The organism is Parvimonas sp. D9, from assembly GCF_035282565.1.
Taxonomy (GTDB): domain Bacteria; phylum Bacillota; class Clostridia; order Tissierellales; family Peptoniphilaceae; genus Parvimonas; species Parvimonas micra.
This window is the reverse complement of sequence record NZ_JAYKBM010000002.1, coordinates 133500-158283: the sequence shown is the minus strand read 5'-3', so window position 1 is coordinate 158283 and position 24784 is coordinate 133500. Positions and strand designations below refer to the sequence as shown.

General features: G+C 27.8%; 27 protein-coding genes. All 27 read left to right on the top strand.

Going from position 1 to position 24784, the window contains the following annotated elements; translation table 11 throughout:
• The first annotated feature begins 17 nt into the window (after nucleotides 1–17).
• The 27 genes from ptsP (at nucleotide 18) to VJI94_RS02805 (ending at nucleotide 24776) form a co-directional block, all read left to right on the top strand.
• Entirely contained in the window at nucleotides 18–1682 is a 1665-nt protein-coding gene (gene ptsP, locus VJI94_RS02935; RefSeq protein WP_324008268.1) for a phosphoenolpyruvate--protein phosphotransferase, read from the top strand.
• Between the two features lie 136 nt (nucleotides 1683–1818).
• Nucleotides 1819–2508, top strand: a complete 690-nt coding sequence (gene ftsE, locus VJI94_RS02930; protein WP_041954317.1) for a cell division ATP-binding protein FtsE — start codon at nucleotides 1819–1821, stop codon at nucleotides 2506–2508.
• On the top strand, nucleotides 2495–3391 hold the full coding sequence (gene ftsX / locus VJI94_RS02925; RefSeq protein ID WP_324008267.1) for a permease-like cell division protein FtsX: 897 nt from the start codon (nucleotides 2495–2497) through the stop codon (nucleotides 3389–3391). Before ftsE ends, ftsX begins: the two co-directional genes overlap by 14 nt.
• Nucleotides 3392–3401: 10 nt before the next feature.
• Nucleotides 3402–4598 (top strand): murein hydrolase activator EnvC family protein, encoded by a 1197-nt coding sequence (locus VJI94_RS02920; RefSeq protein ID WP_004833084.1) that lies wholly within the window; start codon nucleotides 3402–3404, stop codon nucleotides 4596–4598.
• Between the two features lie 12 nt (nucleotides 4599–4610).
• Nucleotides 4611–5807, top strand: a complete 1197-nt coding sequence (locus tag VJI94_RS02915) for a S41 family peptidase (RefSeq protein WP_324008266.1) — start codon at nucleotides 4611–4613, stop codon at nucleotides 5805–5807.
• A 115-nt stretch (nucleotides 5808–5922) separates the two neighbouring features.
• Nucleotides 5923–6675, top strand: a complete 753-nt coding sequence (locus tag VJI94_RS02910; RefSeq protein WP_029948610.1) for a PP2C family protein-serine/threonine phosphatase — start codon at nucleotides 5923–5925, stop codon at nucleotides 6673–6675.
• Complete coding sequence (gene pknB, locus VJI94_RS02905; RefSeq protein WP_324008265.1) at nucleotides 6669–8609, top strand: Stk1 family PASTA domain-containing Ser/Thr kinase; 1941 nt, start codon at nucleotides 6669–6671, stop codon at nucleotides 8607–8609. Before VJI94_RS02910 ends, pknB begins: the two co-directional genes overlap by 7 nt.
• A gap of 1 nt (nucleotide 8610) precedes the next feature.
• Entirely contained in the window at nucleotides 8611–9486 is an 876-nt protein-coding gene (gene rsgA / locus VJI94_RS02900; protein ID WP_269755442.1) for a ribosome small subunit-dependent GTPase A, read from the top strand.
• Nucleotides 9487–10146, top strand: coding sequence for a ribulose-phosphate 3-epimerase (rpe, locus tag VJI94_RS02895; protein ID WP_029948613.1), 660 nt, complete (start codon nucleotides 9487–9489; stop codon nucleotides 10144–10146). It abuts the gene before it with no gap.
• Nucleotides 10147–10218: 72 nt separating this feature from the next.
• Nucleotides 10219–11484 (top strand): GTPase ObgE, encoded by a 1266-nt coding sequence (gene obgE, locus VJI94_RS02890; RefSeq protein WP_029948614.1) that lies wholly within the window; start codon nucleotides 10219–10221, stop codon nucleotides 11482–11484.
• 12 nt (nucleotides 11485–11496) lie between these two features.
• Nucleotides 11497–11793, top strand: coding sequence for a ribosome assembly RNA-binding protein YhbY (gene yhbY / locus VJI94_RS02885; RefSeq protein WP_004833091.1), 297 nt, complete (start codon nucleotides 11497–11499; stop codon nucleotides 11791–11793).
• Entirely contained in the window at nucleotides 11793–12938 is a 1146-nt protein-coding gene (gene nadD / locus VJI94_RS02880) for a nicotinate (nicotinamide) nucleotide adenylyltransferase (RefSeq protein ID WP_324008263.1), read from the top strand. Before yhbY ends, nadD begins: the two co-directional genes overlap by 1 nt.
• Nucleotides 12939–12942: 4 nt before the next feature.
• A complete protein-coding gene (rsfS, locus tag VJI94_RS02875) occupies nucleotides 12943–13251 on the top strand; it encodes a ribosome silencing factor (protein WP_004833093.1) in 309 nt (102 codons plus the stop codon).
• 17 nt (nucleotides 13252–13268) lie between these two features.
• Nucleotides 13269–13640, top strand: coding sequence for a RidA family protein (locus VJI94_RS02870; RefSeq protein ID WP_029948618.1), 372 nt, complete (start codon nucleotides 13269–13271; stop codon nucleotides 13638–13640).
• Between the two features lie 356 nt (nucleotides 13641–13996).
• Nucleotides 13997–15511 (top strand): D-alanine--poly(phosphoribitol) ligase subunit DltA, encoded by a 1515-nt coding sequence (dltA, locus tag VJI94_RS02865; protein WP_029948619.1) that lies wholly within the window; start codon nucleotides 13997–13999, stop codon nucleotides 15509–15511.
• A gap of 12 nt (nucleotides 15512–15523) precedes the next feature.
• Nucleotides 15524–15751 carry a D-alanine--poly(phosphoribitol) ligase subunit DltC gene (gene dltC / locus VJI94_RS02860; RefSeq protein ID WP_004833096.1) on the top strand — a complete coding sequence of 76 codons (228 nt, stop codon included), beginning with the start codon at nucleotides 15524–15526 and terminating at the stop codon, nucleotides 15749–15751.
• 2 nt (nucleotides 15752–15753) lie between these two features.
• Nucleotides 15754–16926 (top strand): D-alanyl-lipoteichoic acid biosynthesis protein DltB, encoded by a 1173-nt coding sequence (dltB, locus tag VJI94_RS02855; RefSeq protein WP_324008262.1) that lies wholly within the window; start codon nucleotides 15754–15756, stop codon nucleotides 16924–16926.
• Entirely contained in the window at nucleotides 16920–17051 is a 132-nt protein-coding gene (locus VJI94_RS02850) for a hypothetical protein (protein ID WP_004833098.1), read from the top strand. The genes dltB and VJI94_RS02850 overlap by 7 nt, the downstream gene beginning before the upstream one ends.
• 8 nt (nucleotides 17052–17059) lie before the next feature.
• Entirely contained in the window at nucleotides 17060–18217 is a 1158-nt protein-coding gene (gene dltD, locus VJI94_RS02845; protein ID WP_004833099.1) for a D-alanyl-lipoteichoic acid biosynthesis protein DltD, read from the top strand.
• 104 nt (nucleotides 18218–18321) lie between these two features.
• Nucleotides 18322–18840 (top strand): adenine phosphoribosyltransferase, encoded by a 519-nt coding sequence (locus VJI94_RS02840; RefSeq protein ID WP_004833100.1) that lies wholly within the window; start codon nucleotides 18322–18324, stop codon nucleotides 18838–18840.
• Entirely contained in the window at nucleotides 18840–19079 is a 240-nt protein-coding gene (locus tag VJI94_RS02835; RefSeq protein WP_004833101.1) for an RNA-binding S4 domain-containing protein, read from the top strand. Before VJI94_RS02840 ends, VJI94_RS02835 begins: the two co-directional genes overlap by 1 nt.
• 36 nt (nucleotides 19080–19115) lie before the next feature.
• A complete protein-coding gene (locus VJI94_RS02830; protein ID WP_004833102.1) occupies nucleotides 19116–19427 on the top strand; it encodes an FtsB family cell division protein in 312 nt (103 codons plus the stop codon).
• 51 nt (nucleotides 19428–19478) lie between these two features.
• Nucleotides 19479–20852, top strand: a complete 1374-nt coding sequence (tilS, locus tag VJI94_RS02825) for a tRNA lysidine(34) synthetase TilS (RefSeq protein ID WP_029948622.1) — start codon at nucleotides 19479–19481, stop codon at nucleotides 20850–20852.
• Complete coding sequence (gene hpt, locus VJI94_RS02820; protein WP_324008260.1) at nucleotides 20840–21400, top strand: hypoxanthine phosphoribosyltransferase; 561 nt, start codon at nucleotides 20840–20842, stop codon at nucleotides 21398–21400. Before tilS ends, hpt begins: the two co-directional genes overlap by 13 nt.
• An 18-nt stretch (nucleotides 21401–21418) precedes the next feature.
• The gene (gene ftsH, locus VJI94_RS02815; RefSeq protein WP_029948624.1) at nucleotides 21419–23374 is read left to right on the top strand and encodes an ATP-dependent zinc metalloprotease FtsH; all 1956 of its coding nucleotides are present in this window, start codon (nucleotides 21419–21421) and stop codon (nucleotides 23372–23374) included.
• 50 nt (nucleotides 23375–23424) lie between these two features.
• A complete protein-coding gene (locus VJI94_RS02810; protein ID WP_314719972.1) occupies nucleotides 23425–23901 on the top strand; it encodes a DUF5673 domain-containing protein in 477 nt (158 codons plus the stop codon).
• Nucleotides 23901–24776, top strand: a complete 876-nt coding sequence (locus VJI94_RS02805; protein ID WP_324008257.1) for a DNA-3-methyladenine glycosylase family protein — start codon at nucleotides 23901–23903, stop codon at nucleotides 24774–24776. The genes VJI94_RS02810 and VJI94_RS02805 overlap by 1 nt, the downstream gene beginning before the upstream one ends.
• The last annotated feature ends 8 nt before the right edge of the window (nucleotides 24777–24784 follow it).

Below are 24784 nucleotides of genomic sequence, written 5' to 3'. Positions count from 1 at the left end.
TTTTTTGGTGGAGTATTATGAGAATATATAACGGATTTTCTGTTTCGAACGGAATTGTATACGGTAAAGTTGTTACATTATTTTATGAAAAAAATTTTATTCAAGATAAAATTTCTGATAATGAAAAAGAAAGAGAAATTATAAGATTTGAGAATTTGTTATCAAGTTATTTAGAAGTGGATAGGGTAAAAGTTGATGATAAAAAGCTTGAAAATTTATTAAATGTTCATATTGAATTAATAGATGATCCATTTTTAAAAGATACTGTAAAAAATAAAATATTGATAGAAAATAAATCTCTAGAAAAATCTATAGAGGAAACTTTCGGTCATATCTGTTTTGAATTGAACAACCTTGATTCAGATTATATGAGAGATAGAATTTATGATTATATTTCAATTCAAGATGAATTCATTAGAGATTTAACCTCTGATGAGGAGATTGAAATTTATGAAAATAAATTTATACTTTTTACTGAGAATTTATCTCCAAAGATAATTGAAAAGTACAAAGAACGATTAATCGCAATAGTTTCTAAAAACGGCGGGAGAACTTCTCATGCATCTTTGTATGCTAAAAATTTACAAATTCCTTATATAATTTGTGATTCTTTAGATTTTCAAGAGTTAAAAAATAAAAATTTTGATTGTATTTTAGACTGCAATCAAGAAAAAATATTTTTAAATCCGGATGATGAAACAATTAATATTTATAAAAAGTTATTAAAATCATCACAAAAAGAATTTTTAGATAAAAATATAGTAAGGACAAAAAATAATAGATATGTAAGGGTTTGTAGTAATATTTCAAGTTTTGAAGAATTTGAGGTATCCCTTAAGAACGGGACAGACGGTTGTGGATTATTTAGAACGGAGTTTTTATATATGTCTTCTGAATCTCCAACTGAGGAATATCAATTTAAGATTTTTAAAAAACTTGCACAAAGCACGGATAAGCCTATCGTAATCAGAACTTTTGATATTGGAGCGGATAAAAAATCAAAGTTTTTTAGATTAGATGAAGAAAAAAATCCATTTTTGGGACTTCGTGGTTTTAGAATTTATAAAGAATTCTATAAGGAACTTAGGAAACATCTAAGAGCAATTTTAAGAGCTTCAGCTTTTGGAAATATAAAAATTATGATTCCTATGATAACTACATTAGATGAAGTTTTGTGGATAAAAAACGAAATTTTAAAAATTAAAGATGAATTGAAAGAAGAAAAAATTGATTTTGATGAAAACATCGAATTTGGGATTATGATAGAAACTCCGGCATCGGTTTTTCTTTTTGATATTCTTGTTAAAGAAGTTGATTTTGTGAGCATTGGAACAAATGATTTGGCCCAATATATGTTAGCATGTGATAGAGAAAATTCTAAGATGCAACAACTTTATGATTGCTATAATCCGTCAGTTATTCGTTCAATTCATCGTGTTGTGGACATTGCTCATAGAAATGGAAAAATTGTTTCAATGTGTGGAAATTTCGCAAGTGAATTGGATGCTGTTGAACTTCTAATTTTACTTGGAATTGATGAATTCAGTGTTACTAACGATGTTTTGCAAAAAATAAAGAAAAAGATAAAATTGTTTGATCACAATAATTATTTAGACTTTTTTGACAATATAAATAAATTTAAAACCGGTCGTTCAGTTATAAATTATTTTGATAACAAATAAAATCCCTCAAAAATATTAATTTTTTGTAATATTTTTGTAATTATTTTGTAACTTTTTTGGTTTTTTTACTACATTTAGTAAATTTTATGATATAATAGTTCTGATGATTATTTATAAATTTATTTGAGGTGGTATTTTGTTAGAATTTATAGAAGTAAATAAAATATATAACAATGATGTTTGTGCTTTGAAGGATCTTAGTTTCAAAGTCGAAGATGGAGAGTTTGTTTTCTTAATAGGAGCGAGCGGTGCCGGTAAGACAAGTATAATTAAAATGCTGTTAAGAGAAATAAAGCCGACATCAGGAGAAATAATTGTTGATGATGTAAATATAGTTAAGTTAAGAAATAGAAAAATTCCTCAACTTAGAAAAACAATGGGTGTTGTATTTCAAGATTTTAGGTTATTGGAAGGAAAAACTGTTTTTGATAACATAAAATATCCATTACAAATTTTAGGAGTTTCAAAAAGGGTGATAACTAAAAGAGTTACAGAAATTTTAGAGTTGGTAGGATTGTCAGATAGAGCCAATTCTTTTCCAAATCAATTATCCGGTGGAGAACAACAAAGAGTTTGTATTGCTAGAGCTTTGGTAAATAAGCCGAAATATTTAATTGCTGATGAACCTACAGGAAATTTAGACCCGAATACTTCAGAAGGAATTATGAAGTTGCTTTTAGATGTTAATGCTAAAGGAACAACGGTTATTGTTTCTACTCATGATAGAGATATAGTTAATAAACTAAAGAAAAGAGTTATCAGTATGGATCATGGAGAAATGATCAATGATGAAGAACGTGGAGGTTATTTTAATGAGTTCAATTAGAAGATTTTTTTCTGCAATAGGAGAAGGCTTGGTTGGTCTTTGGAGAAATAAATCCATGGGTGTTGCATCAATAGTTTCTATTTGCTCAATGCTTTTAATTCTTGGTGGAATTACTTTTGGAGTTTTTGTGGCTAATAATATTGTAGAAGATATGAAAACAAAGGTTGATCAAATAGATGTTATTTTAGAGCCGGAAGTTACGCATGAAAGAGTTTTGAAAATAAAAGAAGAGTTGAAAAAAATCGAAAATGTAAAAGAAGTAAATTATGTTTCAAAAGAAAAGGCTCTTGAAAAAATGAAAGAACAGTGGAAAGAAAACTCGTTTCTGTTAGATGGAATGGAGTCCGCACTTCCGGAAAGTTATGAATTAAAAGTTGAAAATATTGAAAATTCAAGTACTGTTGCATCAAATATATATAATATTAAAGATGTTGAAAAAGTTGTTTATTATAAAGACATTGTAGATAAACTGACAAAAATGTCAGATGTAGTTAAGTATGTAGGGATTACACTGGTTGGTGTACTGTTACTGGTAAGTTTCTTTATAATGTCTATAACTATAAAATTGACAGTTATTGCAAGAAGAAAAGAGATAAGCATAAAGAAGTATATAGGAGCAACGAATATGAGTATTACAGGACCATTTATTGTTGAAGGTATGTTGCTTGGGGTGCTCGGAGCGGGAATATCTTTTGTAATGATATTCTTTGCCTATAAATATGTTTATGAAAGTCTTGCTTGGGGAGTAGGTAATATATTATATAATTATCTTATACCTGTTAATATTTTTGGATTTTATGTAGCTATTGCGTATTTTGGAATAGGTATAGGTATTGGAATATTGGCATCAATATTCTCAAGTAGAAAGTATATGAAAGTATAGGTGGTTGTGTATGAAAAAGAGAAGATTTATAGCATTAATACTTTTGTTTTCAATGTTTGGTTCAGGAGTAGTTTCTTATGCGGATAAAGTTGATGATTTAAAGAAAGAAAAACAAAATCAAGAACAAAATGTGGAAAATAAAAAGAAATCAATTCAAGATATGACTACTGAAAAAGATGCAGCTTTTAAGGAAATTGTTGAAAAACAAAAGCGTATTGAGCAGTTGGATAAAGATCTTACTGATTTGGAAGATTTGATTAATAAAATATCTGAAGAAATTCAGGCTTCAAAAGATAAAATAACAATTTTAGAAGATAGAATTACCGAAAAACAAGAACTTTTTAAAAAGAGAGTTCGTGTAATGTATGGGAATAAAGATTTAAATTCTATTGAAGTTTTATTTTCGGCATCAGATATAAGAGATTTTATTTCAAGATATTTTATGATGCAATCAATTGCTGATTATGATAAAAAATTAATTACGAGTTTAAAAAATGATAAACTTGCTTTAGTAAAAGAAAAAGAACAACTTGAAGCGAGAAAAGAAGAAAAAGTAGTTAAGAAAAAAGAAATGGAAATAAAATATCAAGCTTATACTGAAGAAGTTGAAAAGAACAAACAACGTATTGCAAAATTGGAAGAAAGCATAGAATATACTAAATCAGAAGTTGACAAATTGCAAAGTAAAGTTAAGAGTCTGGATGCGAATATAAGTTTTGAAGAAAAAGTAAAAGCCGATATTTTAAGAGGAATGAATGAAAAGAGAATCCAAAAAGATATTGCTGACGGTAAAATAGATGCACGTCCTTCAAATGGAGAAATGTTATGGCCGTTAAAAGGCTATTATAGCATTTCTAGTGGATTTGGTTGGAGAAATGCACCAATTGGTAGTGGTGGAGAAAGACATAGAGGAATTGATATTCCCGCTCCTACAGGAACTCCTGTATATTCTGCAACAGATGGTGTTGTAATTTCTTCAGGATGGAATGGTAGTTATGGTAATGCTGTTATGATTAAATATACAAATAATATTGTTATTGTATATGGACATAACTCAAGCCTAATAGTTAGAGCCGGACAAAGAGTAAGTAAGGGACAAGTTATTTCTCTAGTAGGTTCTACAGGAAATTCAACAGGACCTCATTTACATTTTGAAGTAAGATACAATGGATATCCGGTAGATCCACTTAAATATTTGAATCACTAGGAGTAATAATTTATGATAAAAAATAAAAAACTTACGTGTTTTTTGGTCTTGATGATATTTTTGTGTTCATTTATATCATACAAGGCCGGAAAAAATTCTACAGCCGTAACGGGACAAAATACAAATAGTGGAGCAACCGCTGATTACGGAAGTTTTAAATCTTTTGTGGATGCTATAAAGGAAAAATATTATTTTGATATTGATTATGAAAAAATGAATACTGAAATAAAGAAGGCTATATTTTCTTCTTTAGGAGATCCATATACTCAATATATGACTGAAAAAGATATGAAAGAACTTCAAAAAACAAGCACAGGAAAATTTATTGGTATAGGTGTTCAGGTCAGTGTCAACGAAAATGGAGAAGTGGTTGTTGTTGCCCCGATAAAGGGCGGTCCAAGCCAAAAGGTAGGGATACAAGCAGAGGATATTATAGTAAAAGTTAATGACGAAGAAGTCAAAAAAAATGATTTAGAGTCAACTATTAAACTTATGAGAGGAAATGAAGAAGTAGGTTCAGAGGTTAAGGTTACAGTTAAAAGAATTGTGGATTCTAAAGAAAAGATTTTAGATTTTACAGTAAAGAGAGAAGAAATAACCACAGAATCTGTCATTTCAAAACTCTTGGATAATGGAACTCTATATGTTCAAATTACTAATTTTGCTGAAAAAACAGGAGCTGATTTTGAAAAAGCTGTTGATGAGGGTGTTAGTAAGGGAGCAAAATCTTTGATAATTGACCTTAGGAATAATCCGGGAGGACTTTTAACATCTGTTAAGCAAGTTGCAGATAAACTTTTACCTGAGTCTACAATTATGAAAATTGTAGATAGCAAAGGAAAGGAAACTATTGAAAAAGCAACTGGAAAAGGAATTGATATTCCTATAGTAGTTTTGATTAATAAAGGGTCTGCATCTGCATCAGAAGTACTAAGTGTTGCACTTCATGATAACAAAAAAGCTACATTAGTTGGAGAAAAATCTTTTGGTAAAGGAATTATTCAATCAATTTTTCCTATAAATAATGGAGGAAAAACTGAAGGAATAAAAATGACTGTTGCAGAGTATTTTGGGCCTAATGGTACTAAAATACATAAAGTTGGATTGGAACCGGACTATAAAGTTGAACAAAAAAATTATTCTAAAATAGGAATAGAACATTTAGACAGTGATTCACAATTAAAAAAAGCTATAGAATTGTTAAAATAGTTTTGATTGTTAGTTGTTAGAAATTCTTGTCAGTTGTTAAATTGAAAAAAAAATGATATAATACCTTTATGAAAATTATAAATTTTCATAAAGGTATTTTTTTAAGGAGTGTTTTATGTCTTTTTATATGGATTCAGATAGAGGAAATGTTAGACAGAATAATGAAGACAGTTTTCTTTTTGAACAATTTGAAAAACTAAATATTTTAATTTTAGCTGATGGTGTAGGAGGACATGAAGATGGAGAAATTGCATCAGGTTATGCAGTAAATATAGTTATGGAATACATAAAAAGTAACTATAAACTATATTCAGATTATTTGCATTTATTAGTTGATGCTTTTTGCGAGGCTAATAAAGTTATTTATGAGATAAATTTAGAAAAAAATTCAGAAGAAAATAAAATATCAAATAGACTTATGGGAACAACTTTAGAAGTTCTTTTATTTGATGGAGATGTTTTATACTTTGGACATGTTGGTGATAGTAGAATATATATTAAAGATGATAATTTTAGATTGTTAACTAAAGACCATTCTTTAGTTCAATATTTGTATTCAAGTGGGGCATTAACAGAAGAAGAAGTAAAAAATTATAATGATAAAAACTCTATTTTGAGAGCGATCGGGATGGAAAAACATGTAGAAGTTGATGTTAGTTCTGTTAGAATCAAACCTAAAGATATTATACTCGTTTGTTCTGATGGACTTACAAATGAACTTGATGATGACAAAATTTCAGAAATGTTAGATTTTAAATACAGTGCAAAGGAAATGGTTGATAATATTATATCTACTGTTAAAAATGGATTAGCAAGAGATAATGTTACTGTTGGAATTTTTAAAAATGATGAGGAGATTATATGTTAGGATCAATTTTAAATGGCAGATATGAGATAATTGAAAAAGTTGGAATTGGCGGAATGGCCATTGTATATAAAGCTAAAGATATTTATTTAAAAAGAATTGTTGCCGTTAAGGTTTTGAAAGAGCAATATCTTGAGGATAAAGAATTTATCAAAAAATTTGTTATCGAAGCTCAATCTGTAGCTAATTTAAATAATCAAAATATAGTTAAGATTTACGATGTAGGGCAACATATAGAAGATGGCAAGATCTACAATTATATTGTTATGGAATATATAAAGGGTAAAACTTTAAATGAACTTATAAAAGATAAAGGTAGATTAAATTCAAATGCTGTTATTTCTATTTCAAAACAAATAGCAAGCGCTTTAGATTGTGCACATAAGCACCATATAATACATAGGGATATAAAGCCACATAATATTATTATAGATGAAAATTTGAATGTTAAAGTTACGGATTTTGGTATAGCGAGAATAGCCACAAGTTCAACTATAACTTATACTTCATCTGTGCTTGGAACTGTGCATTATATTTCACCTGAACAAGCAAAGGGAAAATTTATTGACGAAAAATCAGATATCTACTCTTTAGGTGTTGTTATGTATGAAATGGTAACAGGTAGAGTTCCTTTTGATACAGATAATGCTGTTGGAATAGCAATGCAACATATAAATGAACCTTTGGTTGAACCGATTAAACTTGTGCCAAACTTAGAACCTTGGTTAAATGCAACTATTGTTAAATGTATGGAAAAAAATCCTGAAAACAGGTTTGAAAGTGCTGAAAGCCTAATTAGAGCGTTGGAAGATAAAAGTATAGGAACTAACCCAAAAGCTACATTTAATGATAATACTAATAGAGCTTTATATAGAGAGTCTGTTTATAAGGCGGATAAACAAAAAGATTTTAACAAGCCGATTATAAAAAATAATAATAAAAATAGGGAACAGCTAAAAAAGAAAAAAGGCATTTTTGATTATAGTATAACATATGTTGTTTTAGCATTATTTATAATTGCGTCGGTATTTTTTATCTATAGACTGGCTATTTCAAACAAAGCTACAAATACTGTCAAGGTACCTGCTGTTATTGGATTGGATAAAGATGAAGCTATAAAAGTTTTAAAAGAAAAAAAACTTAATGGACTTATAGTAAAGACTGTAAATGATGATTCTGTTGAGGCGGGAAAAATTGTTCAACAATCTCCGGCTCCAAATGCAGAAGCAAAAGAAGGAACAAATGTTGAGTTGACAGTTAGTGTAGGCAAAAATAAAACAATAGTTCCAAATCTCTCAAATGTTGAATTTGAAAAAGTTGAAGAATTATTAAAAAAGAGCAATTTGACATTGGGGAAAGTTGAAAGAAAGTATGACGATAAAGTCGATGAAAATAAAGTCATAAGTCAAAGTATAAATTATGGAGATGAGGTTGAAAAAGGAACAAAAATTGACATTGTAGTAAGTAGAGGAAAAGAAGATAAAAAGGTAGAAGTTCCCGATTTAATTGGAAAAACTGAAGCTGATGCTATTAAAGCATTATATGATAGTGGACTTGCAGTTGGCAGAACAGAGAAAAAGGCTGATTCTAAAAAAGCCGGAACCGTAATTTGGCAATCTTATGGCAAAGGAGTAAAGGTTGATGCGTCAACTAAGGTTGATATTGTTGTAAGTTCAGGAAAGACAAGTAAAGATAATGTACTAAACTTAACTTCTTATAGTGAAGCAGATTCTGTTACTAAAAAATATACAATAAATGAACCGGATAAGAATTATCTTTTAATGGTAACAAAAAATACAGAAAATGGTGAAACTAAGCTGTATGAAAAAACTATGGTTACCGGTGGAGGAAAATTGACAATAAATATAAAAGCTAAATCTAGTGAGAAATTTAATATTTATGTAAATGGAGAACTTATTTTATCAGGTGAGAATTAATATGTTTGAAATTGGCGTTATATTTGATATTTCAAAAGATTTATATTATGTAAAAACAAAAACTGGTAGATATATGTCAAAAGCTAGAGGAATTTTTAGGAAACAAAAATTTTCCCCAATGGTTGGCGATAATGTTAAGATTGAAATTTTTGAAGACAATACTGCATGTATCGTAGAAGTTTTTGAAAGAAAAAATGAAATTTTAAGACCCCCAGTTGTAAATGTAGATCAAGCTATAATAGTTTTTTCTTTAAAAGACCCAGAAATTTCATATAAAATTATTGATCGATATATAATGTACTATGAAGTAATGAAAATTCCAATAATTTTATGTTTGAATAAGTGTGATTTAATTGATAAAGAAACAGAAATTAATTTTAGAAATATTTATGATAAACTTGGTTATAAGATAATTTTTAATAGCATTAGTTTAGACAATAGAAAATTATTTGAAGAGATTTGTAAAGATAAAATTTCAGTTATTACAGGTGCTTCGGGAGTTGGAAAAAGTACAATTTTAAATTTTTTAAATCCGGATTATAATATTTGGGTTGGAGATATAAGTAATAAGACAAAAAGGGGTAAACATACAACAAGAGCTGCTACTTTATATGAATTTTTTGATAACTCATTCATCATTGATACGGCTGGTTTTACTTCTCTTGATCTTACTAAATTTATAGATAGTGAAGTTCAAATTAGAGATGCATTTGTAGAATTTGAATTCGGCTCTAAATGTAAGTTTTCTGACTGCAAACATATCAATGAACCGGATTGTTATGTAAAATCAAAATTAGAAAGTGGAAGTATAAGTAAAAGTAGATATGACAGTTATATATTTTACTTAAATGAATATCTAAAAAATAGGAGGTATTAAATGTTAGAATTATCACCATCATTGTTATCGGCTGATTTTACAAATTTAAAATCTGAAATGGAAGTTTTAGACAAAAATGGAGTTAAGTATTTACACCTAGATGTAATGGATGGAATGTTTGTTCCGAATATTTCTTTTGGACCAATGATAATTAAACAGTTAAGACCTTTAACAAATATGATTTTTGATGTTCATCTAATGATAGAAGATCCTGATAGATATGTTCAAAATTTTAAAGATGCAGGAGCAGATATTTTAACTGTTCACTATGAAGCTTGTAAACATCTTCATAGAACAGTTTCTTATATCAAATCATTAGGAATGAAAGCCGGAGTTTCTTTAAATCCTGCAACTAATATTGATGTTTTAGATTATGTATTAGAAGACTTGGACTTAGTTTTAATTATGAGTGTAAATCCGGGTTTTGGCGGACAAAGTTTTATTCCTTCAGCTATTGATAAAATAAAAAATTTGAAAGCAAAAATAAGAGAAAGAAATTTAAACGTTATAGTTGAAGTTGATGGTGGTGTAAAAACTACAAATGTTAAAGATGTTATTGAAGCCGGAGCAGATTTGATAGTTTCAGGTTCAGACGTTTTTGCGGATAAAGAAAATAGAATTAGAGCTTATAAAGAAATTTTTAAAAATTATGAAAAATAATTATGAGCTTGTCATTAAAAAAAGATTGAGCTTTCAATCTTTTTTAAAATTAAATAAGAAAAAGAGGTTAATATGTTTATAGATATTGCAAAAATAGAATTAAAAGCCGGAAAAGGTGGAGATGGCTGTGTTTCTTTTAGAAGAGAGAAGTATGAACCTGATGGCGGACCTTACGGTGGCGACGGCGGAGATGGCGGAAGTGTAATTTTTATATCCGATGAAGGCGTAAGGACTCTTATGGATTTCAGATATAAAAAACATTATTTTGCTCAAAACGGCGAAAATGGAAAAACAAAAAAACAATATGGGAAAAAAGGTGAAGATTTAATAGTAAAAGTCCCTGTTGGTACCTTGATTAAAGATTTTGAAACTAATAGAGTTATTCACGATTTTAAAGTTAAAGATGATAAGTTTATAGTTGCTAAAGGTGGTAGAGGTGGTAAAGGAAATGCAAGATTTGCCACAAGTACAAGACAAGCCCCTCGTTTTGCACAGCCCGGAACAAAGGGAGAAGAGAGAACTATAAAATTAGAATTAAAGTTAATTGCAGATGTTGGACTTGTTGGTCTTCCAAATGTTGGAAAATCATCTTTGCTTTCTGTTTTGAGTGATGCAAAACCTAAAATTGCAAATTATCATTTTACAACTTTAGAACCTAATTTAGGGGTTTGTAGAGTTGAAGAAAATAAATCATTTGTAATAGCTGATATTCCAGGGTTAATCGAAGGAGCGAGTGAGGGAATAGGACTTGGATTTGAATTTTTAAAACATGTTGAAAGGACTAGACTTTTAGTACATGTTTTAGATGTTTCCGGAATTGAAGGCAGAGATCCTATTGAAGATTACAATACCATTTATAATGAATTAAAGCTTTATAATGAAAATATTAAAAATAAAAAAGAGATAATTGTTGCAAATAAAATAGATTTACTTACTTCTGATGATAATTTAAAAAGAGTAAAAGAATATTTTAAAGATAGAACAGTATTGGAAATTTCTGCAGTTACTCAAAAAGGAGTAAAGGAATTAAAATATAAAATATTTGAGGAATTATCAAAAATTGAAATTGATTATGAAACATTTGATGAAGATTATGAATATATAGAGGAAGTTGAAAAAGAGGCTTATGAAATTTATAGCGAAGACGGAACATTCTATGTTGAAGGACCTCTCATTGACTATCTAGTTTATATAACAAATTTTGAAGATTATGATTCTTTAAAATATTTCCAAAAAGTTTTAACTGATAAGGGAGTAATTGAAGAATTAAAACAAAAAGGTGTAAAAGAAGGTCAATCCATTGTAATTGGAGAAATGGAATTTGAATTTTTTGAATAATAAGGAGAAAATATGATAAATCCAAAGCAAAGAGCATTTCTAAAGTCATTAGCCCACTCTATGGAACCTATTATGAATATAGGCAAGTATGGAGTTAATGATGAAACTATTAGACAACTAGATTTGGCTTTAGAGAAAAGAGAGCTTATAAAAATCAAAATTCTAAATAATAATTTAGACGATAATAAAGAAATAGTAGATTTAGTTTTACAAAAAACTAGAGCAGAATTTGTTCAATATATTGGAAATAAATTTGTTATTTACAGAAGAAAAAGAAAAGATGAAAATAGAATAGAGTTACCGGAATAATGAAAAAAATTGGAATTTTTGGTGGAAGCTTTTCACCTACTCATAATGGACATTTACAAATTGCTGAAGACTGTTTGCTGGAAATGGGACTTGATAAGATAGTTTTTCTCCCAAATGCAAATCCTCCACATAAAACGGTTGATAAATTTAGTTTTGATACAAGAGTCGAAATGTTAAGATTAGCTTTAGAAGATAATGAAAATTTTGAGATTTCTTTAGTAGAAAATGACCCTACAAAAGTTCATTACTCTTATAATACCATTAGTGAAAATTTTTACAATGGTAAAGATAAATTTTATTTCATAATGGGAGATGATGAGTTTTTAAATATAAGATCGTGGTATGAATATGAAAAACTTTTAGAACTCACTTCAGTTATAGTTTTTCTAAGAAAATATGATTATAATTCTATTTTAGAAAAAAATAGAGAAATAATTGAAAAATACGATATTAATATAATTAAAAATTCTGTTATTTCTATTTCATCTACCGAAATTAGAGATAGAATTAATGAAAAAAAATCTATAAGATATCTTGTTCCTGAAAAGGTAAGTAAATATATTTATGAAGAACTTAATTATTTTGATTTAATGAAGATAAAAAAAGATTTAGAAAAAAAACTTTCAAAGAATAGATATGAACATTCTTTAAGGGTTGCAGAATATTGTAAAAGACTTGCTAAAATATATAATGTTGATGAACATAAGTCTTATTTATCCGGACTTGTGCACGATTGTGCAAAAAATTTGGAAGAATATTATATGTTGAATAAAAAAGTAAATTCTGATATAATATTGGATATTGAAGAAAAAAATAATCCGAAAATTCAACATGCTCCAATAGGTGCAGCTGTTTGTAAAAATTTGTATGGTATTTCTGATAATGAAATAATTTCAGCAGTTCGTTATCATACAACGGCAAGAGAAAATATGTCTTTAATTGAAAAGATTTTATTTATATCTGATAAAATTGAACCTAATAGAGAGTATGATACAGTAGAGGAGCTTAGAAAAATTGCAGATTATGATATTGATAAGGCTATAATAAAGTTTTTAAACGATAGTTTTGAATATTTAAGAAAAAAATCTCAAAAAGTTCATCCTTTGTCTGTTAAAGCAAGAGATTATTTAGTAAATATGAGGTGATTTTATGGAAAAACTTGATATTATATTGAAAGCATTGGATGATAAGATTGCAGAAAATGTTGTAAGCATTGATTTGAAAGGTAAGTCATCAATTGCCGAATATTTTGTTATCGCAACCGGTAGTGCAGTTAATCATAATCAAGCTATTTGTGATGAAATTGAGTTCCAATTAAAAAAGAATAATATGGACTGTTTAAGTACAGAAGGATATAAAGATGGAAATTGGATTTTGTTGGACTGTGGAGAAATTGTAGTTCATATTATGACAAAAGATTATAGAAGCTATTACAATCTTGAAAGATTGTGGGCATAGATTTAGGAGGTAAGAAAATGAGCGTAGAATTTTTAAAAACTGATAAGGCTCCAGCGGCAATCGGACCTTATTCACAAGCTGGAAAGGTTGGTAATTTAATATTTGTTTCCGGACAATTACCAATTACAAATGGAGAATTACAAACTGAAATAAAGGCAGCAACACTTGCAAGTTTAACTAATGTTTTAGAAATTATAAAAGCAGGTGGCGGAAGTTTAGAAAGTATTGCTAAAGTTAATGTTTTTGTAAAAGATATGAATGATTTTGAAGCAATTAATGGAGTTTATGCTGAATTCTTTGGTAATCATAAACCGGCCAGAGCATTAGTTCAAGTTGCTAAATTACCAAAAGATGCTTTAATAGAAATAGAAGCAATAGCTGCTGTTTAATAAGATTTTTTATACTGATGTGAGAGCATCAGTATTTTTTTTATAAAAATTGGTTTGTTTTTCATTATCTGAACTTTTTTGGGGTTTTGTTTTTTTTATAATTTTGATATAATATAATTTATGAAAATAGAAGTTGATTTAGTATATTATTTTAGGTTTATTTAAAGTTCATATTATAGAATGTAAATGTATTGTGGAATATTTTATTTGGAATCTGTTTTTATGTTGAAAAATACTATATCATATTTTTCACTTTTGACAGTTCTTTAAAATATGAAATATAATAAAATAATTATTTATTAATTATTATTAAAAAAGGATATACTTTATAATTTTTAGTGATTTGGGGGAGCTTTGTGGGGTATTTAGATAGTTTCAATAATTATAAAAATTCAGAAAAAATTGCCTATATTTGTGATGATGAATCCATTACATACAGGGAACTTATGTTGTATTCGGATCGACTTGCAAAATATATTTTAAAAAATTTTGGGGTCGGAAATAAAGATGCAATTGCTGTTTATGGACATAAAGATTTTTTAATGTTGGTCAGTTTTTTGGCCTGTACAAAATCAGGACATCCTTATTGTCCTATGGATATTTCTTTTACCAGAAATAGAGTTGAGGATGTGTTGACTATAACGAATTCAAAATTTTCAATTTTTACAGAAGATTTGATTGTTGATGAAAAATTTAGCATTTTAGATAAAGAAGATATTTTAGATATTATTAATGATGAAAAATATGATGATATCTCAAATGACGGCTTATATAAAATTGAACCGGAAGATATTGTTTATATAATTTTTACATCCGGTAGTACCGGAAAGCCTAAGGGAGTTCAAATAACATATAATAATTTAAATAATTATATTGGATGGATACATAATGTTGTAGGAAATGAAAAGAATAAGATTTACTTAAATCAGGCACCTTTTTCTTTTGATTTATCTGTAATGGATTTATATTTGTCTTTGTATTCTGAATCCACTTTATTTGCAATAACAAAGGAGAAACAACAAGATTTTTCTAAACTTTATGAAAGTTTAGAAAAATCCGGCATTACAAATTGGGTTTCTACACCTTCATTTGCAGATATGTGTTTATCTTTGCAAGAATTTAATTCTGAAAATATAAAGAATATAGAGTATTTTCTATTCTGTGGAGAAGTTTTGACTAAAAAAACAGCTCAAAGATTAAAGCAAAGATTTCCAAATGCAAAAGTAATTAATACTTACGGACCTACTGAATCTACTGTTTGTGTTACGGATATTTTAATTACAGATGAGATTTTAGAAAAGTTTGATATACTTCCACTTGGAGATGTAAAAAGGGGAAGTAGAATTGAAATAAGAGAAGAAGATAAAATTCTTGGAGATGATGAAATTGGTGAGATTGTCATTATTGGAGATACGGTAAGTAGCGGATATTATAAAAATCCTGTTCAAACTGAAAAAGCATTTTTTATTACTGAAAATAACGAGAGAGCATATAAGACGGGCGATTTAGGATATTATAAAGATGGAAATTTATTTTTTTCCAATAGAAAAGACTTTCAAGTCAAGTTAAATGGGTATAGAATTGAACTTGGAGATATCGAAAGTAATCTTTTAAATATAAGTGGAGTAAGTTCCTGCTGTGCTTTGCCGAATTATGATTCAGATAATAAAGTAAAGAGTATTACAGCATTTATTGTAAGTAATAACATTAACGATGAAAAAGAATATACAAAATTTTTAAAAGAAAAGTTAAAAAAATATATTCCAAATTATATGATACCTAAAAAGTTTAAATTTTTAGAGAAATTACCAATGAATAATAACGGGAAAGTCGACAGAAAAGAACTAAAGAAAATATTAGAAAATAGATAGGGAGAGAGTATTATGGAAGAAAAAGTTTTTGAAATTTTAGAAGATATTTGTGAAGAAGATTTAAGAGAAACACCGGACGTAAATATATTTGAAGAAGGCTTTATGGATTCTCTTGGACTTGTCAGATTTATTGTTGAAGTTGAAGAACAATTAGGAATAACTTTAGGAATAATGGAATTAGATAAGGAAGTAGTTAATACACCAAATAAAATAATAGAATTTTTAAACAATAGGAAGTAGAAATGGAGTTTTTTAGTGGATTAAATTTCTGGTTAGTATTTATTTTAATATCTATACCTGCGATATTTTTAGGTATTAGAGAAAAGAAAAGTAAATACTATATCTTGGGAGTTTCTCTTGTTTTTTGTTTTTTTGTTTATTCAAAAAATATAAATTCACTCATATCATTAATAATATTTGTGATATATGAATTTTTATTGATAAAAATGTATCTTAAACTTAAAACAGGAAAAAATTTTGAAAAAGTTTCTATATTTATAATTTTGAGTTTATTACCACTTGTTTTAGTTCGTGTATTACCTTTTACAAAGATGCATTATAAATTAGGATTTTTAGGAATCTCATATATAACTTTTAAGGTAATGCAAATACTTATAGAGATTAAAGATAATTTAATAAAAGAAGTAAAATTTGTTGATTACTTATCCTTTATGATATTTTTTCCAACTCTTGCATCAGGTCCAATTGATAGAAGTAGAAGATTTTTCAAAGACTTGGAAACTACAATTGGTAAAAATGAGTATTTAGATAAATTAGGAAAGGGTATAGAATACATTTTACAAGGATTAGTATATAAGATGATTTTGTCACAATTAATCTTTGATAAGATGAATATCGTTGCTGAAAGACACTATACGATTCCCAATTTATTGATGTATATGTATTTGTATGGATTTTATTTATTTTTTGACTTTGCAGGATATAGTTTAATGGCAGTGGGAGTTAGTAAGGTATTTGGAATTGAAACACCAATGAACTTCAATAAACCGTTTTTGGCAAAGGATATGAAAGATTTTTGGAATAGATGGCATATCAGTTTATCACATTGGTTTAGAGATTTTATTTTTAGTAGGTTAGTTTTTGCAATGTTTAAGAGAAAAACTTTTAAGAGTTCGCTAACTACTGCAATGGTTGCATATGTGATAAATATGTCAGTTATGGGGATATGGCATGGACTAAATTTAAGTTATTTTTTATACGGTTTATACCATGGAATTATTCTTGCACTTACAGAACTATTTCAAAAAACTAAATTTTATAAAGCTAACAAAAATAAAAAATGGTTTGAATATTCATCCATTTTTGTTACGTTTAATTTAGTTATGTTTGGATTCTTTATATTTTCTGAAAAATTTGTTCACATTTTACGAATATTAGGAGGTAGATTATGGTAAAAAAAGAAACAAAAGAATTCATATTTAGAGTTGCGTTTTACACATTGATGATTACCTCACTTATAATTTTTTGTGTATTGTATGATTTTAATGTTGTAAAAGAATTTATATATAGTAATTTTTAGGAGTATGTATGAAAAGATTAAAAGCATTATTTGTAGCAATAATTTTATCTTTAGTTATTTCTTCTACTTTTTTGCATTTTTATACCAAAAAAGAGAAGAAAGAATTTGATGAATTATCCGTTCAGAATAATTCTATAAGATATAATGATTCTCCAAATAAATATAAATCTCATGATGCCATAACAAAAAATATAGGTAAAGGAACTATAATTCTTTTAGGTTCTTCTGAACTTATTGTAACTAACGATTGGAAAGAACATCCAAAACAATTTTTAGATTATTCAGATAGGAATATTATGCAAATTGGAGAAGGATTTTATCAATCTTTAATTCAAGCTATAACTTTAGGTTCTATTGGAGAAAAATCACCTGTAAAAACTGTTAATTTGATATTGTCTATGCAATGGTTTGAAAAAAATGGAATAAAGCCGGAAGCATTTCAATCAAGATTTTCAATAGATCATTTGTATAATTTATATAAGAGTGAAAAAATTTCTAAAGAAACAAAAGATAAAATATATAATAGAATTTTGGAACTTTCAAAAAATAATGCTATTGTAACTAAGATGGTTGAAGGATTAAAAAGAGATAACACTTTAGATAAAGCAATAAATAAAGCTAATGCTGAAAAATATAAACTCATTGCAAATAGCAAATTTCTAAATTCATATCATAGAGATGATAGTGTAAATGATAAAAAAGCTCCGGAAAAATTTGATTGGGAAAAAGCTAAAGATGAGGCTGTGAAGGCTGCAAAAAAAGATTCAAATGATAATAAGTTTTTTATGTTTAATGAATATTTTAATAAAAATTTTAGAAAAAATTTTGCAAAACTAAAAGGTTCTGCGAAAGATACAAAATATAGAAGTGAAGAAGAATATGGAGATTTACAATTATTTTTAGATGTTGCAAGAGAATTGGGTTTTAAAGTTAATTTAATTTTAGTTCCACTTCAAGGACATTGGGCCGATTATACCGGAGTTCCAAAGTCTGAGATAGAATATTTTTATAAAAGAATTAGAGATATTTCAGCAAAAAATAATATAAATTTGATTGATTACAGTAATTATTCATATACACGTTATTTTTTTAAAGATGCTACACATTTAGGAAGGCTTGGACTTTTACAATTACAAGAAGATTTATTAAAATACAATAATGATTAAGTATTAGAGAAAAATATTTTAAATTCAATAAATTGTCTTAAATGATTGCAAAAAAACTTAAAATGTTATATAATGAGTAGCCGATATAAATTTAGGAGGAAATTATGAATTTAAAATCAAAAATTAGAGTTATTGAAGGATTTCCTAAGGAAGGAATCAGTTTTAAAGATATAACTACATTAATCAGTGATGGTAAAGCTTTTAAAGAAGCCGTTAATATTATGAGAAAAAATTTGGAAGATAGAAATATAGATTATATTGTTGGACCTGAAGCTAGAGGATTTGTCTTTGGGTCTGCTGTCGCTTATGCTTTGAATGTAGGCTTTATCCCTGTTAGAAAGCCGGGAAAATTGCCGGGAGAAACAGTTTCTTATGAATATGCATTAGAATACGGAACGGATGTTCTTGAAATCTGTGAGGATGTATTAAAGCCGGGAGATAGAGTTGCAATAGTTGATGATTTACTTGCTACAGGAGGAACAATTAATGCTTGTGCAAAATTAATTGAATCACAAGGTGCAGAAGTTGTTTCAATGCAATTTTTAATGGAGCTAACAGATTTAAAGGGTAGAGAAAAAAATAAAGAGTATCAGATAGATTCTGTTATGGAGTATGACATTTAATGAGAATTGATAAATTTTTAAAAAATTCAAGACTTATAAAGAGAAGAACTGTTGCAAAAGAGGCTTGTGAAAAAGAAAGAGTTTTTAGAGATGGAAGAGCTATGAAACCATCTGATGAAGTTAAAGTTGGAGATATTATAGAGCTAAAGTTTGGAAATTCTGAAGTTAAAATTAAAGTTTTAGATATAACTGACAGTCAAAAGAAAGAAGATGCACAAAAAATGTATGAAAATCTGTAAGAGTATTGAAAAATTGTATCTTTTATTATATAATCTATGTTAGATGGAGGTGATGGCTTGATGAATAAGAAAAATAAAGGTCGAATTCGTGTCTATAGTTTAATATTTTTTATATTCTGTATTGTTTTTGGAAAGACTTTTGTTTATCAAGTCAAGGAAAAAAACAGATTAAATAATAAAATTCAATCTTTGCAAGAAAGAAAAGATAAGTTGGATTCTGAAATTACAGAAGCAAAAGATAGTCTTAAAAAAGTTGATACTGAAGAATTTATTAAAAAAGTAGCTAGAGAAAAACTTAAAATGATAGAAAAAGATGAGATAGTAGTAAAGTATAAGGATAATGATTAGTTTAATTTAGGAAAGAAAGGAGCCGAGTTTTTACTCGGTTTTTTAATTTTTATGAAGAATGAATTTTTGAAAAATTTAAAAAGTTATAATCTTGAAGGTTTCGGCGTTTTACTTGCCGTATCAGGTGGTAAAGATTCTATGACTATGTTGGACTTGTTTAATTATTTTAAATATGAACTAAAATTAAATTTAGTTGTTTGCCATTTTAATCATTCTTTAAGAGATGATGCTGACAGAGATGAAAAATTTGTTAAAACTCAATGTGAAAAATATGGATTGAAATTTTATTCCAAAAAAGAAGATGTCCTTCTTTATTCAAATGAAAATAAATTATCTACTGAAGAGGGAGCAAGATTTTTAAGATATAAATTCTTTGATGAAGTAAAAAGAATTGAAAATCTTGAATATATTGCAACGGCACACAACAAAAATGATTTAGCAGAAACTGTTATTATGAGAATTTTAAGGGGAACTGGAATAAACGGACTAATTGGAATACAATCAGAAAGAGGAGATTTAATTAGACCGATTTTAAACTTTTCAAGAGATGAAATAGAAAAATATATTGAAGAAAATAATATACCTTTTGTAGAGGATAAAACCAATTTTGAAGAATTGTATCTAAGAAATAAAATCAGATTAAATTTATTTCCGATACTAAAGAACGAATATAATCCTAGAATTTTGGATGCTATTTCAAGATTATCTAATATTGCTTTTGATTATAGTACAATTTCAAGAGAATATATTGCTTCAAAAGAAGGATTATTATGGGAATTTAATAAAGAAAAAATACTGGTTTATATTGAAAAATTAAAACTTCAATCTAGGTCTTTCAGGAACATTATGTATAGAGAATTTTTTGAATTTATTAGCAAAGATCCGGATGGAATAAATTATAAAATAATTGAAGAAATAGATAATTTGATTTTTTCAAAAACGGGTAAATATATAGAAATAAAAAATGTAGTTTTTAAAATTGAATATGATAAGCTTCTAATTTATGATAAAAATATTTTTGAAAACTTAGAAATGAAATTTTATTTTGAAAATTTAGATTTTTCTTTGTATTCTACGAAATTTTTTGATATAATTATAGAGCAGTCAAGTTTTGAGGAATTTAAAAACCTAAAACAAAATAAAGACTTGCTTTTTATAAATAAAAAATATCTTGATTTTCTGAAAATTAGAAATAAAGAAAATGGAGATTTTTTAGAATTGGAATTTGGAAAAAAGAAGTTGAAAGATATATTTATTGATGAAAAAGTCAGTAAAGATATTAGAAAAAACATTCCCATATTTGAAATTGAAAATAATATTGTATGGGTTCCGAATATTAGAAGATCTAATAGATATTTAGTAGACGAAAAGGATGATATTATAAAAATCAGAGTTTTATCAAAGGAGAATTTATGGAAAGATTAGATTGTGTCGTTAAGTCAGATATGAAAGAACTATTATTTGACGAAGAAACTATAAAAAATAGAGTTGAAGAACTTGGAAAAGAAATAACGAAACATTATGAAAATGATGAATCTGAGCTCGTTGTAGTTGGAATTTTAAGGGGTTCTACTTTGTTTTTTGCAGATTTGATTAGAAATATAAATCTACCAATTTTAATAGATTTTATGGCAATTTCATCTTATGGGAATACATCTGAAAGTGGAGTTGTGAAAATTGTAAAAGATTTAGAAGCAGATGTTACAGGAAAAAACATCTTGATAGTTGAAGATATTATAGACACAGGAAAAACTTTAAAATACCTTTTAAATTATTTTAGAGAAAGAGGAGCAAAAACTGTCAAAGTTTCCAGTATGTTGGATAAGCCAAAAAGACGACTTGTTGAAATTTCTGGAAATTTTGTGGGGTTTGAAGTTCCAAATGATTTTATAGTTGGTTATGGGTTGGATTATAACCAATCATATAGAAATCTTCCATATATAATTTCACTAAAAGAAGAAGTTTATAAATAGAATAATAGGAGGAAAAACGTGAATAAAAAAACTAAAGCGTATCTTATATATTTGATACCTATCTTATTTTTAACTGTATATTTTTTGGTTATAAAAACTTCAGCTCCTGTAGTTAAGGAATATACGGTTACAGAGATTGTATCAAAAATTAAAAATGATGAAGTTTCTGAAATAACAACTCAAGGTTCATATATAACCGGAAAATTAAATGATAAAAACAAAACTGAATTTAAAACTTATTTACCACAAGAGTTTAGATTCCAATTTTATGAAAATTATCTAAAGTCAAAAGTAGAAAATAACACATTGAAATATAATGGAAAGGCAGAGCCTACAAAACCATTTTATCTTGAGATTTTACCTACTCTTATAATTTTAGTCGGACTTGGAGTTCTTTGGTTCCTATTTATGAAACAAGCTCAAGGCGGCGGAAAGGTAATGAATTTTGGAAAGAGTAAGGCAAGACTCCATAAAGACAAGAAAAATGAAGTTACCTTTGCCGATGTTGCCGGACTTGAAGAAGAAAAAGAAGAATTACAAGAAATAGTAGATTTTTTGAAATCGCCGAAAAAGTATAGTGATATTGGTGCCAGAATTCCAAAAGGTGTTTTAATGGTAGGTCCTCCGGGAACAGGTAAAACTTATCTTTCAAGAGCTGTTGCAGGAGAAGCTAAAGTTCCATTTTTCAGTATAAGTGGTTCAGATTTTGTTGAAATGTTTGTCGGTGTCGGAGCTTCAAGAGTTAGAGATTTATTCGAAGAAGCTAAAAAGAATGCTCCTTGTATCATATTTATTGATGAAATTGATGCTGTTGGCAGAAGAAGAGGTGCAGGGCTTGGTGGCGGACACGATGAAAGAGAACAAACATTAAACCAATTACTTGTTGAAATGGACGGTTTTGGTGTAAATGAAGGAATTATTGTTATGGCTGCAACAAACAGACCTGACATACTTGACCCTGCAATTTTAAGACCAGGTAGATTTGACAGACAAATTTATGTTGGTATTCCAAATGTGAAGGAAAGAGAAGCAATACTTATGGTTCACACAAGAAATAAGAGGTTAGATCCGGATGTTGACCTTAAAGTCATTGCTAAACATACAACAGGATTTACTCCTGCAGATCTTGAAAACTTATGTAATGAAGCAGCTTTGCTATCTGCAAGATATAATTTAAAGACTATTACCATGAAAGTTTTTGAAGAGGCTGCTATAAAAGTCGTTGCAGGACCTGAAAAGAAATCAGCTGTTGTAACAGATAGAGATAGAAAGATAACTGCATATCACGAAGCAGGACATGCTATTGTTTCAAGATTTGTACCATTATCAGATCCTGTTCAAATGATTACTATCGTTCCGAGAGGAAGAGCCGGTGGATTTACTGCCTATACTCAAGATGAAGATAGTCAATATATGACTGTAAATGCCATGAAATCAAGATTGGCGATGATGCTTGGAGGTCGTTCAGCAGAGCTTATAATTTTTGAAGATTTTACAACAGGAGCATCAAATGATATTGAAAGGGCAACTAAACTTGCGAGAAGTATGGTTACAACTTATGGAATGAGTAGTAAAATCGGACCTATAAATTATGATATGGGAGAAGAGGAAACTTTCTTAGGAAGAGATTTTGGAAAAGGCAGATCTTATTCTGAGGATATTGCAAAACTAATTGACGGAGAGGTTAAAGATCTTCTTGATGAAGCTTATGCAACTGCTCAAAGAGTTTTAAGTGAAAATGTAGAATTTTTACACATTATTGCAAAGAGGCTTTTAGAAGTAGAAACTATAAGTGGAAAAGAATTTGAAACTATGTATAAAAAATATATGGGAATTGAAGAAGAAAAAGAAGAAGTTGTAGAAGAAACAGTTGCTGAAAAAAAAGATTCTATTGATGAAATCAGTTCTACTGTAGAGACTACAGAAGAAACTAAAGAAGAAGCTACTGATGTAGAGAAAACTGAAACAGAGTAAAATTAGAATTAAGTAGAAGCTTGCTTCTACTTAATTTATATGGAGGATTTATGGGAAGTAATGATTTTTTATTAATAGTATTTGGAATAGTTTTAATATTTGTAATTAAAAAAATAGTAGCTATATTTCAAACAAGGAAAAAATTGTCCGGAGAAATTTCTACTATTAAGCTTAGAGGAAGAAAAGTATTGTTTGCTTTATCTATTGCATTGGTAGGCTTTGGAATTGTCTATGCTGTGAAAATTCAAGACATCTACAGTATAGTATATGTATTGATAGGTGTAACTTATTCTGTAGTTTCTCTGGACAAATTATATATTGGAGAAAACGGATTTTGTTTTGATGGAAAATTTGGAGAATTTAAAAAAATAAAAAAATGGGGAGCTATAAATAATAAATTTTATGAAGTTGTAGTTTCCGGAGACTTAAAAGATGAAATATTAACTATTCCTCTTGATAAAGAAAATGCTGAAAAATTTTCTGCAATTATTAAACAACATAAATCTAAAACAAAGGCGAAAAAATAATGAAACTTTATGAAAAAGACAATTCAATAATTTTAGAAGAAATTGAAAATTTTGATGCAAAAGCTATTTTTACTTGCGGGCAGGCTTTTAGATGGTATGAAGAAAGTGATGGAAGTTTTACAACAGTCCATTTAGGAAGAGTTTTAAATGTTTTAAACGAAAAAGACAGAGTTATATTTAAAGGAACTAATTTGAAAGAATTTGACGAAATTTGGATGGATTATTTCGATTTGAATACAGACTATAAAGAGATAAGAAAAGTACTATCAAATAATGAAATTTTACCAAAGGCAATGGAATACGGAGAGGGTATCAGGATTTTAAATCAAAACCATTTTGAAATGATAATAAGTTTTATAATTTCAGCCAATAATATGATTCCTAGAATAAAAAAATCTATTGAAGTAATTTCTATGAGATATGGAAAGTTTATATGTGAAGATGAAAATAGAAAATACTATTCTTTTCCAACTGTTGAAGAATTGAGTAGGGCTACTGTAGAAGACTTAAGAGAATTTGCAAAAGTTGGCTTTAGAGATAAGAGAATTTTTGATACTGTAAATATGATTTTAAATGAAAAAATTGATCTAGATAATTTTGAAAATTTAGAAACTGATATTTTAAGAGAAGAATTATTAAAATTTTCAGGAGTTGGAAATAAGGTTGCAGATTGTATAATGCTTTTTTCATATAAAAGAGGAGAAGTTTTTCCGGTTGATGTTTGGATTAAGAGAGTAATGGAAGAACTATTTATAAAAGAAGAAACTCCAGTGAAAAAAATTTCAAAAGAAGCAGATAGAATATTTGGAAAATATGCAGGATATGCACAACAATATCTTTTCTACTACGGAAGAGAAGAAAAAATAGGTAAGTAAGAAAAAAA